Consider the following 12,961-nt stretch of genomic DNA (forward strand, 5'->3'; position numbering starts at 1 on the left):
CACCGGGGTCAACCCTATTGCGCCACCAGGGCCGCGACCGGGCCGAACCAGGCCTGGATCCGCTCGTCCGACAGATCCGGCTGCGCCTCTGACGATCCGCGGGCGAAGATGGCGAGCGTGGACTGCCCGTTCTCCAGATCGAAGAAGCCGACGGTCATGTAGAGCGGCTCCAGATCCTCCAGCGCGTAGGTGATGCGCGGCCCGCCGGGCTCACCGGCGATGCGGCGCGCGCTGCCACCCTCCATGATCCCGGCATCGAAGACCTGGCTCAGCTCCGCCGGGCTCGCCTGGAAGATCGGGGAGGCATAGTCGATCGGCTGGTCGGTGATCGGCTGCTCGGGATCGAGCACCGGCACAATGCGGATCCCGTCGAGTCCCGCGACCAGCGGCGCGGTCAGCGGATCGACATGCCAGCCATCCTCCGCGATCGTGGTCCCGTCGCTCTCGAACTGCTGGATCGCCTGCAGCCAGCTTTCCACCCGCTGCTGGTTCACGCCCATATCCGAATAGCCGAGCCGCGCGCGGGAGAAGATGGCGAGGCTCGACTGCCCGTCCGCGAGCTCGACGAACTTCACCGAGATGTAGTCGGGAAAGCGCAGGTTCTCGCTCTCCTGCACATAGGTCATCCAGTTCTGCTCAGGGGTCCCCGCGATCCGCTCGACCCGCGGCTGGCGCAGCACGAACTCGTCGAAGGACTGGGACAGCAGCGCGGGGTTCGCGTTGTAGATCGGCGCGGTCGCGTCCACCCGCTCCTCGGTCAACGGCGCGAAACCTTCGAGCTGGGGCACCATGCGGAAGCTGTTCGGGCTCTCCGGCGTCGGGGCCGTCAGCGGATCGACATGCCAGACCTGCGCGTCGTGGCCGAGATTGCGGATCATCAGGACGGAGACGATGCCGGCGATGATGATGAGGACGGCGACGGCGAAGGCGATTTTTCCGATCACTCCGCAGCCTCCGCCGCGGCGTCCTTATCCGCCTCGATCTGCGCGGCGCGCGTCTCCACCAGTTCGACGATGTGATCGATCATGCCTTCGTTGTCCTGCCTGTGGTCTTGCTTGCCTGCCAGATAGACCATGCCATGCCCGGCGCCGCCACCCGTAAAGCCGACATCGGTCATCAGCGCCTCACCGGGGCCGTTCACCACGCAGCCGATGATGGAAAGCGACATCGGCGTCTTCACATGCTCCAGTCGCTTTTCCAGCTCCGCCACGGTGGCGATCACGTCGAAACCCTGCCGCGCGCAGGAGGGGCAGGAGATGATGTTGACGCCGCGGTGACGCAGGCCGAGCGATTTCAGGATCTCGAAGCCCGCCTTCACCTCCTCGACCGGATCGGCGGAGAGGCTCACGCGCAGCGTGTCGCCGATCCCGGCCCAGAGGAGATTGCCGAGCCCGATGGCCGACTTGATCGTGCCGGCATAGTGGCTGCCCGCCTCGGTGATGCCGAGGTGCAGCGGCGCGTCCGTCGCCTCCGCAATCGCCATGTAGGCGGCGGAGGCGAGGAATACGTCGGAGGCCTTCACGCTGATCTTGAACTCGTGAAAGTCGTTGTCTTCCAGAAGCTTGATGTGATCGAGCCCGCTTTCGACCATCGCTTCGGGGCACGGCTCGCCATACTTCTCCAAGAGGTGCTTTTCGAGGGAGCCGGCATTGACGCCGATCCGGATCGAGCAGCCATGGTCCTTCGCCGCCTTCACCACCTCGCGCACCCGCTCGGCCGAGCCGATATTGCCGGGGTTGATCCGCAGGCAGGCCGCGCCCGCCTCCGCCGCCTCGATGGCGCGTTTGTAGTGGAAGTGGATGTCGGCGACGATCGGCACCGGACTTTCGGCCACGATCTCCTTCAGCGCCTTGGTGCTCGCCTCGTCCGGGCAGGAGACGCGGACGATGTCGGCACCGGCCGTCGCACAGGCCTGCACCTGCTCGATCGTCGCCTTCGCGTCGTAGGTCAGCGTGTTCGTCATCGTCTGGACGCTGATCGGGGCGTCACCGCCGACGGCGACCGGGCCCACATGGATCTGACGGCTCTTGCGCCGGTCGATATTACGCCAGGGGCGGATGTGGTTGTGCATGGGTTTCCCTCGGGTGGCCCGCTTCGCCCCGAAGATAGGAGTCCGCGCCCGGGATGTCACCCGCGACGCGAAGGCACCGTTCGGCGTGGTCTACTGCGTGGACAGCGCCGTCTCGTCCCCGGCCGGAAGCTGGCCCGCCAGTGCTGCGCGCTGCTCGTCGGTGAGCTCGGCCTCGTTGAAGGTCGCGAGGATGTCGTCAGGCACCAGTGAGACGTTCTTGGCCACTCGCGGTCCGGCACCGAGCGGCCCGTAGAGCTGGCCGCTCACCCGCAGGAACACCGCGCCGGAATTGCCGGCGCGCAGCTCGGGGCCGACCACGTCCTGCGGGACGTCATAGACTTCACCGGCAGCGAGTATCTTTTCGAAGAGCGTGGCGCCATCGCCCTGGCTCACCCGGACCCAGGCGGGCTGGGTCGCGACGACGGCGACGCCGCTTGGCTGCTCGACTACGGCTTCCAGTGCGAGGATCGGGCTTTCTTCCTGCTCCAGCAGCGGGCCGGTTTCGGCGACGGCCACCGGTGCGGCGGTGAGGTCGGACAGCATAACCTCCGGCCGCGGATCGGTGCCGGGCGTCTCCGCCACCTCTTCGGGCCGGATCCACATGTCGAAGCTGCTGACCGACGCCGGATCGATCGAGGCGATCGGCCCGTCGCGCGGGTCGAGGCGCGGCGCATCGAGCCGGGCCGGGGTATAGAGACGTTCGAGGGCGGCGATCCGCTCGCCCTCCGCGATGATCGGCGCCTCGGGCTGCGCCGTCTCGGCATTGCCCTCTTCGGCCAGCGCCGTGGCGCGGTCCTCGACGATGGGCGCCTGTGCGACGGGCGCGAGCTCAACGCGCTGAATCTCCTGCAGGATGCGCCAGCCGCCATAGCCGACGCCGCCCAGCAGGCTCACCATGACGGCGAGCGAGGCGAGGCCGCCCAGCGTGGCGCGCAGATCAATGCCGCCGCTCAAGGACGGGCCGCCCACACGGGCGCGGGCCAGCGGATCTTCGGACAGGTCGATCTGGACCGCGGGCTGCAGGCCACGCTTGCGCGACTTGCGGCCCGTCAGCTCCGCATTGACGCCGGAGAAGCCGGATTCGGTGCAGAAGCGCTCGTACACTTCCTCCGGATCCAGGCCGAGATAACGGGCATAACTCCGGACATAGCCGGCGATGAAGCCGCGATTGGGAAAGACGTCAGGATCGCAACTCTCGATCGCGGCGATGTATGCCGCCTTGATGCGGAGGTCGCGCTGGACGTCCAACAGAGACTTGCCCTTCGTGGCACGTTCGCCGCGAAGCTCGTCCCCGAGCGTCACCTGATATGAATCAAAACCGCGCGCCGCGAACTGCGATGTGTCCACGTGCTCCGACGGTGTATGCCCGAATACGCTGTCCCGGCCCACGTCTACTGCCCCAATCTGCCCCCGATCACCATCGTGCGGCGATCATATCTATTTTGCAACGCATTAACGACGTTGCTTGTGGCTCAATCGTAACAGAGGCGGTTCAAGTGCAGAACCGATTTCGTCACGACAAGCCGCACAGAGAGGACTTTCTGGACCCTGGATCGATATTATCGGCGGAAAATCGCCGGACGGCCCCATCCGTCCCCGTTTTGGACCCCCACGGCCCCACCTGACGCGCGATGTGAGTCGCGCATCCGGCGTCTTCAGTAGATATAGCGGATCTGCTCGCCCCAGTAGACCTCGAGCCCGCGCAGATCCGCATTGATCTCGGCAATCTGGCCTGGCTGCAACACCGAACGGCTCAGGATGCCGCGCGCGTGCCGCTCGAAGAGCGCTGCAACCAGGGCGCGAATGTCCCGGCCGCGGTCGGTCAGGCGCACGCGCACGGCGCGGCGGTCGACCTCGCAGCGCTGATGATGCATGTAGCCCGCATCGACCAGCTTTTTCAGGTTGTAGGAAACGTTGGAGCCCTGGTAGTAGCCGCGGCTCTTCAGTTCACCCGCGGTGACCACGTTATCGCCTACGTTGAACAGCAGCAGCGCCTGTACCGGGTTGATGTCGATAACGCCGAGGCGCTCGAACTCGTCCTTGATGACGTCGAGCAACAGACGGTGCAGCCGCTCCACCATCGAAAGGGTTTCCAGGTACGCCGATAGAAAGTCGGAAACTTCCTGCTCCGGCGGGGCGCTCGGCATATCGGACAAATCTGTCATCACAAGCTCTCCTCGTGGACATTTTGACCGAACTTGCACGTAAAGAGCAAACGAAACGTTAACATCAAGTCCGGCTTTCCAATATCCGCTGTATTGTCAAGGCATGGGCTTCGGGCGCGGGAACTCTTCCGGAAAACCACGCGTACAGATCGTTGTCGTTTTCCCCCAGCAACGCCTCATAGGCGTCCAGTTCGGTTTCGTCCAATCGCGCAATTACGTGATCCGAGTAGGTGCCGAGGATGATATCCATCTCCTTGGTCCCGCGCCGCCACGACCGCATGCGCAGCCGCTTGAGCCTCGTTTCGCGGTCCTCGCTCATCCTCACACTCCCGAAGCGATATGGGCGGCACCCCGCACACCGGAGCTGTCGCCGTAGACCGCCCGGCGTACCGTGGTGTTGGAATAGGTCGAGTAGACATGCGGTCGCATCAGTTCTGACAGCTCCTCCGCAAGACCCGGCAGGTTCGACACGCCGCCACCCAGCACGATGACGTCCGGATCGAGGGTGTTGACCACGGTGGCAAGGGCGCGAGCGAGCCTGCGCCGGTGGCGCTGAAGCGCTGCCTCCGCCTGATCCTCGCCCGCCTTGGCACGCTCCACGATCTCCGGCACGCGGGGGCCGGTGCCCGGCGTGATGCCGCAATCGCGCGCGTAGTCGGCCTCCAGCCCCGGGCCGGAGAGCCACTGCTCCACGCAGCCGCGCCGCCCGCAGAAACATTCGGGTCCGGGAAACTCGGAGAGATCAGCGACCGGCAGCGGCGAATGCCCCCACTCGCCACCCATGCCCGATGCGCCCTCGATCATGCGGCCATGCACGACGAGGCCACCGCCCACGCCCGTGCCGAGGATCGCGCCGAAGACCACGTCGGCCCCCTGCCCCGCGCCGTCGCGCGCTTCTGAGAGGACAAAGCAGTTCGCATCGTTCGCCACGCGTACCGGCCGGTTCAGCCGCGCGGTCAGGTCGGCTGCAAGCGGTTGGCCGATCAGCCAGGTGGAATTGCCGTTGAAGACCCGACCATCGGGCGCCACCGCCCCCGGAATGCCCATGCCAACCGGACTGTCGGCGAGGCCCGTCTCCGCACTCACCTCGTTGACGAGGGTCGCGACCGCCTCGATGGAGCCCGCATAGTCGTGGCGCGGTGTGGGCACCCGGCGGCGCGCCAGCTCCTCCCCCATGTCGGAGAGGGCGATGGCCTCGATCTTGGTTCCGCCGTAGTCCACTCCGATCGGCATGCGTGCCCCACTGCGTCGATGGCTTCGAAGCGCTTTAAATCGGGTCGCTCGCGCCGTGGCAAGCCGGATCGTTCAGACGAGCGCGCGCCGTAACCGCTTTTCGATCAGGGCCATGCGCTCGGAAATGCGGAGCTGTTCGGCGCGCAGGCTGCGCAACTCGGCGAGCAGTGGCGCGACCTCCGCCCCGCCTTCGCCCTCGTCGCTGACGATGCCGTCGCCCTGCCCGCTCAGCAGCCAGGTGAGCGAGACGCCGAGCACGCCCGCGAGCATCTGCGCCCGGTTCGCGCGCGGCTCCGCGCGGTCATCCTCCCAGTTCTCGATGGTCGCGGGCCGCACGCCGAGGCGCCGTGCCAATGCGTTGCGATCGAGCCCCAGCGCCTCCCGCGCCGCGGCCATCCGGTCGCCGAAGGTCGCGGTATCTTCGTGATAGTAGTCCTGTGTCGGGCTGCTGCTCTCGTCCTGCATCGGCCGCTCAACCTCCTGTGGAACCGGGTGTTTGTCCTGCAACGTAGTGCCAAGGGCCGCATCTGTCCGCCCCAAACCGACACGCAATCCTCCCCGCGCGACCCGCTTGATCGGCGTGGCCCGGGCGCACTATGAGGGACCGACCAGTTCAACGGAGCCGACCGATGCCTTTCCTCGCCGACAGCCTCGCCCGCGTGAAGCCCTCGCCCACCATCGCCGTGACCACCCGCGCAGCGGAGCTGAAGGCCGAGGGCCGCGACATCATCGGGCTCGGTGCGGGCGAGCCCGACTTCGACACGCCCGACAACATCAAGGACGCGGCGAAGGCGGCGATGGACGCAGGCAAGACCAAGTACACCGCGCCCGACGGCATCCCCGAGCTCAAAGAGGCCATCGTCGCGAAGTTCAAGCGCGAGAACGGGCTCGACTACACCACCGCGCAGGTCAGCGTCGCCTCGGGCGGCAAGCAGATCCTCTACAACGCGCTGGTCGCCACCCTGAACCCGGGCGACGAGGTCATCATCCCCGCCCCCTACTGGGTGAGCTATCCCGACATGGTGCTGCTGGGCGGCGGCGAGCCGGTGGTCATCGAGGCCTCGATCGATACCGCCTACAAGATCACGCCGGAGCAGTTGGAGGCGGCCATCACGCCGCGCACCAAGTGGTTCATCTTCAACTCGCCCTCGAACCCGACCGGCGCGGGCTATTCGCGCGACGAGTTGAAGGCGCTGACGGACGTGCTGATGAAGCACCCGCATGTCTGGGTGATGACCGACGACATGTACGAGCACATCACCTTCGACGGCTTCGAATTCGCCACACCGGCTGAGGTCGAGCCCGCGCTCTACGACCGCACACTCACCTGCAACGGCGTGTCCAAGGCGTACTCCATGACCGGCTGGCGCATCGGCTACGCCGCCGGGCCGGAGGAGCTGATCAAGGCCATGCGCAAGGTGCAGAGCCAGTCCACCTCCAACCCCTGCTCCATCTCGCAATGGGCCGCGGTCGAGGCACTGAACGGCCCGCAGGACTACATCACCGAGAGCCGCGTCGCCTTCCAGCGCCGCCGCGACCTGGTGGTGCGCCTGCTCAACGCGTGCGAAGGCATCACCTGCCCGGTGCCCGAGGGCGCGTTCTACGTCTACCCCTCCATCGCCGGATGCATCGGCAAGCGCACGCCCTCCGGCAAGCTGCTGGAAACCGACGAGGACTTCGCCAGCGAACTGCTCGATGCAGAGGGCGTCGCGGTGGTCTTCGGTGGCGCCTTCGGCCTCTCGCCTGCCTTCCGCGTCAGCTACGCCACCTCCGACGACGTGCTGACCGAGGCCTGCACCCGCATCGCCCGCTTCTGCGCGAGCCTCGCATGAGCCTGCCCGAGCTCCACTTCCGCACGCGGGACAACGGCGCCGCCGTGTTCCGCGTGGATACAGAGAACCGCCAGCGGCGGCTGGAGCTGAAACCGCTCGCAGTGATCAACATCCGCTCCGGCGAGATAAAGCCCCACGGCCAGCAGCAGCCGACACCGGACGAGACCGCGCAGATGGAGGCTTGGATCGCCGCGCGCCGCACGGTGCTGTCCGCCCGTGACCGCGACGACATCGAACGCCTGATCGACCGCATCAACGGGGCGGCCCAATGGGCCCAGTCCCGCGCCGAGGCCGAGGACATCGCCGCCTATTCCGACCGCCTGCTGATGGCCATGCACGACCTGCGCGCAACGCTGGTCAAACGCCAGCTCGACACGCTCGACCGCAAGGCCGACGACTAAGCCCCTTGCCACTGTCGGATGCCTCCGGCGGGGATATTTGGATCAAGGTGGAAGGACGGCGGCGCGCCCCGTTCCTCCACCTTGAACGGAAATATCCTCGCGCGGCAGCGCGAAACCGCGTCTCTAAAGCCCGCCGGCCCGCTCGATGAACGCCACGATCTCGGGCACGCCGTGTCCGGATTTCACATTGGCGAAGACCGTCGGCCGTTCGCCCCGCTGCGCCTTCGCGTCCCGGTCCATCACCTCCAGCGACGCGCCCACCGCCTCTGCCAGCTCGATCTTGTTGATGACGAGCAGGTCCGAGCGCGTGATCCCCGGACCGCCCTTACGTGGGATCTTGTCGCCGGCGCAGACGTCGATGACGTAGAGCGTGATGTCCGCCAGCTCCGGCGAGAAGGTGGCCGAGAGGTTGTCGCCTCCGCTCTCGATCAGCACGACGTCGAGATCCGGGAACTTCTCTACCATCGCGTCTACCGCGTTGAGGTTGATCGAGCAGTCCTCCCGGATCGCGGTGTGCGGACAGCCCCCCGTCTCCACCCCCATGATCCGCTCCAGCGGCAGCGCCTGGGCGCGCATCAGGAACTCCGCATCCTCGCGCGTGTAGATGTCATTTGTAATGGCCGCGACCGAATATTTCGGCGCCAGCGCCCGGCAGAGCTGCGCCGTCAGCGCCGTCTTGCCCGCGCCCACCGGGCCGCCGAGGCCCACGCGCAGGGGTCCGTTGGGGGAGGTCATCTCATTCTCCTTCAGATCAGAACCGCGAGTTGGCCGAGGCCGAGGGCCAGGCAGAGCGGTCCGTAGTATCGGCGATCGAGGGTGGCGAAGGGCTCCTCGGGGCAGAGCGCGCGCCATGCCGGGATCCATGAGGCGATGCCGCGGATCCCGAAGATGGCCGCGGATCCGGCGAGCAGCAGGGAGGTGAGCCCCGGCGCCGGGTCTGCGATCCAGCCGCCCTTCGCGAGCGTCAGCAGCGCCACGATCAGCAGCGCGCCTACGACGGCCCAGCACGCCGCGACCGATGGCATCCTTTGGATACCGGAGCTGCCGACAACCATGCGCGCCAGTGCGGTCTCGTCCGCGGCAGGCCACGTCGCCCGCAGGGCCCAGGCCGCGTGCAGGCCCGCGATGGCGAGAAGGACCAGGGCCACGAGACCGGCGATCACCCGGCATCCTCCTCGGCGAAGACTTCGAGGCTGCGTTGAGCCCGTTGATCGCTGCAGGGAAGCCGCCATAGAGGCTCATCTGCCAGATCGTCTCCGCGATCTCCTCCCGGCTCAGCCCGGCCTTGCGCCCGCCCGCGATGTTCACCTTGAGCTGCGGTCGCGTCTGCCCGCCGAGCGCGGTCAGCGCCGCGATGGTCGCGATGTAGCGCTCGCGCAGCGGCAGGCCGGGCCGGGCGTATTGCCGGCCATAGGCGAAGTCCACGACGCCCTCCGCCATGCCCGGCAGCAGATGGCCGTAGCGGGCGTCGAGGGCCGCCTCCATCCCAGGGTTGAGTTCTTCGGACAGGCGGCGGCCGGCCTCGATGGTGTCGCTCATGACCGGAACATCCTCGAGTACTGGGTTTCGTGGTGCAGGGAGGCCATGTCGGCGCGGACCGCACAGGAGCCTGCCTCCTCCAGATCGGCCTCCGCCGCGCGCGCTGCAAGGGTCTCGCAGAGCGGGAGGAGGGCCGTGACGATCCGCTGGCCCTCCGCCTGACCCAGCGGCACCGCGCGGACGGCGGCGCTGACGAGGTTGGCGGCGAAGGCCTGGAGGTAGAGCGTGAGGGTCAGCGTGAGCTCGATCTCCTCCCGCGCCGCGAGAGCCCCAACGGCCACGGGATAGGCGGCGGGCCGGCCGCCGGCGACACGGGCGAAGCTCGCGCCCTGATCTGTGGTCTCCGCATGGCGCTCGCGGGTAGGCGACAGGGCGGCGGCGAGCTCCGCGATCTCGGCATGCCGCGCGGGGTGGCGGTGCGCCTGGGCCAGCAGGACCGCGTCCGACCACCCTGCCCCATATTCGAGGACGCCGCGCAGCCATGCCTCCAGCGCAGCACCGTCCGCGATCTCCCCATCCGCGATCAGCCGGTCGAGGCCGTGGGACCAGGCGAAGGCCCCCGTCGGAAAGCCGGGCGAGAGCCATTGGTGCAGCAGTTGGACGGAGCGCATCATGGCCGGCCGGGCTTGCGTATTTGGGGAAAGATGAAGGGGCTAGTGCGCATGATCATGGGTACGGCCCTGCCCGTAGGCCCCGCCCTCGGGCTGGAACGGGCCGTCGCGGAAGGTGACAGTGCAGCCGAGCTTTTCGAGCATCTCGGCGATCACCCGGTCGGCGCGCAGGATCAGGCGATCGGCCCCGATGCGGCAGGTCAGGTGGCGGTTGCCCACGTGCCAGGCGACGCGGGCGAGATCGGCAGGGTCGGCGGGGGTCGCCTCCATGATCGGCTCGTCTGCGGCGACGATGCGGATCAGCCGCCCGTCCTCCAGCACGAGGCTGTCCCCGTGGCGCAGCTCCGCCGCCTCCGGCAGGTCGAGCAGGAAGGACAGGCCATTGTCCGAGGACATCGCCACCCGCCGCCGGAACCGGTCGTCATAGGGCAGCGTCAGGGTGTCCGCGGGGGTGTCATGGGAATGGGTGAGGTGGGTGGCGCGCACAGTATTTCCGAACACTTCTTTTTATGCTTCAGTTCAGACGGTTCTAACAACAATTTGGCTAAGAATGGATTTCTCATTTAAGTACGATGGACGGGCAGCTGCCGAGCACCACGTCGATATGCGACAACTAGGTGAAAGCCTAATCGGGCTAGATCGGATAGCAAACACTGGTCTCATCGCCCTCTCTGACTACCGTTTCCCTAAGCAACGCGAACGTTTTCCACTTAACATTGTTGCTGAAAAACCCCAAGCGGGTTCACTGGAAATCGTAGCAACGCTGCAGTCCGTTGGCCCGGTTGTCATGCCTCTGGTTCATGATATGTTCCGAGACAGAGCGAAGGCTATCCTGTGGGACTGGACGAGTTGGGTATTCTTGATGGCGGGCGGTAGGGAAAGCGATGCAGCAGGGCACTTCAATAAGCTCGCCGAGCTTACAAAGGAGATACATCAAGGAAGATTTGAGAGTGAACAAGCTAACCGAGACTTTATGCTTGAAGTCTTAGATAAAGTTCTTCCTGCAACCAAGAAAGCGGTATCTCCGGTTGGCTATACCGCTGATGAGTTGATCATCCCTCAACCAGATAATCCGTCCGTGCTGACTAGGATTGACCATCCAACAGCAGATGTAATTCGTTCCGGCGGTCAGCTAGAGATTGGAGATATGGCAACTTTCGTGGTGCGTGTCGACGCTCTGACGCGCCATAATCGTACCGTTCGCTTGGAACTGGAGGGTGACGAGGGAAGATACATAACCGGCTTCGTATCCGATCCGCTATTTGACGAGGTCGAAAATATGTATCTTTCAGCCCTAGCTAACCGTGGTTGGATCGCTGTCACAGCCAAGCCGGGTTTGGCTAGAGACCAAAGCGTCAGGAGACTGTATATCTCGGACGCTCGTTCGGAATAGGTCAAAACAAAAAATACCGCTGCGCCATCGGAAGGACCTCGGCGGGTTCGCAGGTCAGCAGCTCGCCGTCCGCGCGGACCTCGTAGGTTTCGGGGTTCACATCGATCTCGGGGCAGTAGGCGTTGAGGATCATAGCGGATTTGCCGATGCCGCTGCGGGTGTTCTCGACCGCCACCGTCTCCTTGCGCAGGCCGAGCGCCCCCACCTCCGCCGCGCCGCTGACGAAATGGACCGAGGACGCCTCCTGTGACCGGCCCCAGGCGCCGAACATCTCCCGCGAGTAGACGGGCTGCGGCGTGGGGATCGAGGCGTTCGGGTCGCCCATCTGCGCCATCGCGATCGTGCCGCCGACCAGCACCATCTCGGGCTTCACGCCGAAGAAGGCGGGGTTCCAGAGGCAGAGATCGGCGCGCTTGCCCTCCTCCACCGAGCCGATATGGGGGCTGATCCCGTGGGCGATGGCGGGGTTGATCGTGTATTTCGCAATGTAGCGGCGGACGCGGAAATTGTCGTTCTCGCCCGTCTCCTCGGGCAGGCGGCCGCGCTGCTTCTTCATCTTGTCCGCCGTCTGCCAGGTGCGGATCAGGACCTCGCCCACCCGGCCCATGGCCTGGCTGTCGGATGCGATGATGGAGAAGGCGCCCATGTCGTGCAGGATGTCCTCGGCCGCGATGGTCTCCCGCCGGATCCGGCTCTCGGCGAAGGCGACATCCTCGGGGATCGACTTGTCGAGGTGATGGCAGACCATGAGCATGTCGAGATGCTCTTCGAGCGTGTTTACCGTGTACGGCCGCGTGGGGTTGGTGGAGGACGGGATCACGTGATCGAGCCCGCAGACCTTGATGATGTCGGGTGCGTGCCCGCCGCCGGCCCCCTCGGTGTGGAAGGCGTGGATCGTCCGGCCCTTCATGGCGGCGACGGTGTTCTCCACGAAGCCGCTCTCGTTGAGCGTGTCGGTGTGGATCATCACCTGCACGTCCATGTCGTCGGCCACGGAGAGGCAGGTGTCGATGGCCTGCGGAGTGGTGCCCCAGTCCTCGTGCAGCTTCAGCGCACAGGCTCCGGCCTTCACCATCTCCACGATCGCATCGGGGCGGGAGGCGTTGCCCTTGCCCGAGAGCCCGAAATTGATCGGCATCGCGTCGAGCGCCTGGAGCATCCGCCCGATATGCCAGGGGCCGGGCGTGCAGGTGGTGGCGAGGGTGCCATGCGCGGGGCCTGTGCCGCCGCCGAGCATGGTGGTCACGCCGGAGTGGAGCGCGTCCTCGACCTGCTGCGGACAGATGAAGTGGATATGCGCGTCGAAGGCCCCTGCGGTGAGGATCCGGCCCTCACCCGCGATGGCCTCGGTGCCGGGGCCTATGACGATGTCGACGCCGGGTTGCGTGTCGGGGTTGCCGGCCTTGCCGATCTTCGCGATCCGTCCGTCCTTCAGGCCCACATCGGCCTTGTAGATGCCGGTGTGGTCGACGATCAGCGCGTTGGTGATGACGGTGTCCACAGCCCCTTCGGCCCGCGTCGCCTGGCTCTGCCCCATGCCATCGCGGATCACCTTGCCGCCGCCGAATTTCACCTCTTCGCCGTAGGTTGTGAGGTCTTTCTCAACCTCGATGATGAGGTCCGTATCGGCGAGCCGCACCCGATCCCCGGTGGTGGGACCATACATGTCGGTATAGGCGGCGCGGGGGATAGATGTGGGCATTTACTAGAATCTCC

15 protein-coding genes and 1 pseudogene are annotated in these 12,961 nt (G+C 66.1%); 3 read left to right on the plus strand and 13 right to left on the minus strand.

Translation table 11 applies throughout. The annotated features are described in order from the left end of the window. Nucleotides 1-14: 14 nt before the first annotated feature. The 7 genes from I0K15_RS19415 to I0K15_RS19445 all read right to left on the minus strand — a co-directional run bounded on the left by I0K15_RS19415 (nucleotide 15) and on the right by I0K15_RS19445 (nucleotide 5,934). Nucleotides 15-944, minus strand: coding sequence for a DUF1499 domain-containing protein (locus tag I0K15_RS19415; RefSeq protein WP_196103123.1), 930 nt, complete (start codon nucleotides 942-944; stop codon nucleotides 15-17). Then, a complete protein-coding gene (gene ispG / locus I0K15_RS19420; RefSeq protein WP_196103124.1) occupies nucleotides 941-2,071 on the minus strand; it encodes a flavodoxin-dependent (E)-4-hydroxy-3-methylbut-2-enyl-diphosphate synthase in 1,131 nt (376 codons plus the stop codon). The genes I0K15_RS19415 and ispG overlap by 4 nt, the downstream gene beginning before the upstream one ends. Before the next feature lie 90 nt (nucleotides 2,072-2,161). Continuing rightward, nucleotides 2,162-3,373, minus strand: coding sequence for a helix-turn-helix domain-containing protein (locus tag I0K15_RS19425; RefSeq protein WP_196103125.1), 1,212 nt, complete (start codon nucleotides 3,371-3,373; stop codon nucleotides 2,162-2,164). Between the two features lie 353 nt (nucleotides 3,374-3,726). Beyond that, a complete protein-coding gene (locus I0K15_RS19430; RefSeq protein ID WP_230374191.1) occupies nucleotides 3,727-4,236 on the minus strand; it encodes a MarR family winged helix-turn-helix transcriptional regulator in 510 nt (169 codons plus the stop codon). A 64-nt stretch (nucleotides 4,237-4,300) separates the two neighbouring features. Next, on the minus strand, nucleotides 4,301-4,555 hold the full coding sequence (locus I0K15_RS19435) for a succinate dehydrogenase assembly factor 2 (protein WP_196103126.1): 255 nt from the start codon (nucleotides 4,553-4,555) through the stop codon (nucleotides 4,301-4,303). A 2-nt stretch (nucleotides 4,556-4,557) separates the two neighbouring features. Further along, nucleotides 4,558-5,469, minus strand: coding sequence for an ROK family protein (locus I0K15_RS19440; protein ID WP_196103127.1), 912 nt, complete (start codon nucleotides 5,467-5,469; stop codon nucleotides 4,558-4,560). Between the two features lie 72 nt (nucleotides 5,470-5,541). Further along, a complete protein-coding gene (locus I0K15_RS19445) occupies nucleotides 5,542-5,934 on the minus strand; it encodes a helix-turn-helix domain-containing protein (protein WP_196103128.1) in 393 nt (130 codons plus the stop codon). Nucleotides 5,935-6,098: 164 nt separating this feature from the next. On the opposite strand from I0K15_RS19445, the gene I0K15_RS19450 reads away from it, so the two are divergent. Beyond that, on the plus strand, nucleotides 6,099-7,301 hold the full coding sequence (locus I0K15_RS19450; protein WP_196103129.1) for a pyridoxal phosphate-dependent aminotransferase: 1,203 nt from the start codon (nucleotides 6,099-6,101) through the stop codon (nucleotides 7,299-7,301). Next, nucleotides 7,298-7,702 (plus strand): hypothetical protein, encoded by a 405-nt coding sequence (locus I0K15_RS19455; protein ID WP_196103130.1) that lies wholly within the window; start codon nucleotides 7,298-7,300, stop codon nucleotides 7,700-7,702. Before I0K15_RS19450 ends, I0K15_RS19455 begins: the two co-directional genes overlap by 4 nt. A 123-nt stretch (nucleotides 7,703-7,825) precedes the next feature. Here the strand turns inward: I0K15_RS19455 and ureG are convergent, their stop codons facing one another. The 5 genes and pseudogenes from ureG to I0K15_RS19470 form a co-directional block, all read right to left on the minus strand. After that, nucleotides 7,826-8,437 (minus strand): urease accessory protein UreG, encoded by a 612-nt coding sequence (ureG, locus tag I0K15_RS21130; protein ID WP_230374192.1) that lies wholly within the window; start codon nucleotides 8,435-8,437, stop codon nucleotides 7,826-7,828. 11 nt (nucleotides 8,438-8,448) lie between these two features. Continuing rightward, nucleotides 8,449-8,865, minus strand: coding sequence for a DUF3995 domain-containing protein (locus I0K15_RS21135; protein WP_230374193.1), 417 nt, complete (start codon nucleotides 8,863-8,865; stop codon nucleotides 8,449-8,451). A gap of 85 nt (nucleotides 8,866-8,950) precedes the next feature. Beyond that, nucleotides 8,951-9,241 (minus strand): annotated as a pseudogene (locus I0K15_RS21225) (carboxymuconolactone decarboxylase family protein); the annotation flags it as partial. After that, on the minus strand, nucleotides 9,238-9,855 hold the full coding sequence (locus I0K15_RS19465) for an urease accessory protein UreF (protein WP_196103132.1): 618 nt from the start codon (nucleotides 9,853-9,855) through the stop codon (nucleotides 9,238-9,240). The gene I0K15_RS19465 and the pseudogene I0K15_RS21225, both read right to left, overlap by 4 nt. A gap of 39 nt (nucleotides 9,856-9,894) precedes the next feature. Continuing rightward, entirely contained in the window at nucleotides 9,895-10,353 is a 459-nt protein-coding gene (locus I0K15_RS19470) for an urease accessory protein UreE (protein ID WP_230374194.1), read from the minus strand. Between the two features lie 49 nt (nucleotides 10,354-10,402). On the opposite strand from I0K15_RS19470, the gene I0K15_RS19475 reads away from it, so the two are divergent. Beyond that, nucleotides 10,403-11,245: a DUF7946 domain-containing protein gene (locus tag I0K15_RS19475; protein ID WP_196103133.1), complete on the plus strand. Its 843-nt coding sequence runs from the start codon at nucleotides 10,403-10,405 to the stop codon at nucleotides 11,243-11,245. A gap of 1 nt (nucleotide 11,246) precedes the next feature. Here the strand turns inward: I0K15_RS19475 and ureC are convergent, their stop codons facing one another. Then, on the minus strand, nucleotides 11,247-12,947 hold the full coding sequence (ureC, locus tag I0K15_RS19480; protein WP_196103134.1) for an urease subunit alpha: 1,701 nt from the start codon (nucleotides 12,945-12,947) through the stop codon (nucleotides 11,247-11,249). Nucleotides 12,948-12,961: the final 14 nt, after the last annotated feature.

Source organism: Pontivivens ytuae (assembly GCF_015679265.1).
In the GTDB taxonomy this organism is placed as follows: domain Bacteria; phylum Pseudomonadota; class Alphaproteobacteria; order Rhodobacterales; family Rhodobacteraceae; genus Pontivivens; species Pontivivens ytuae.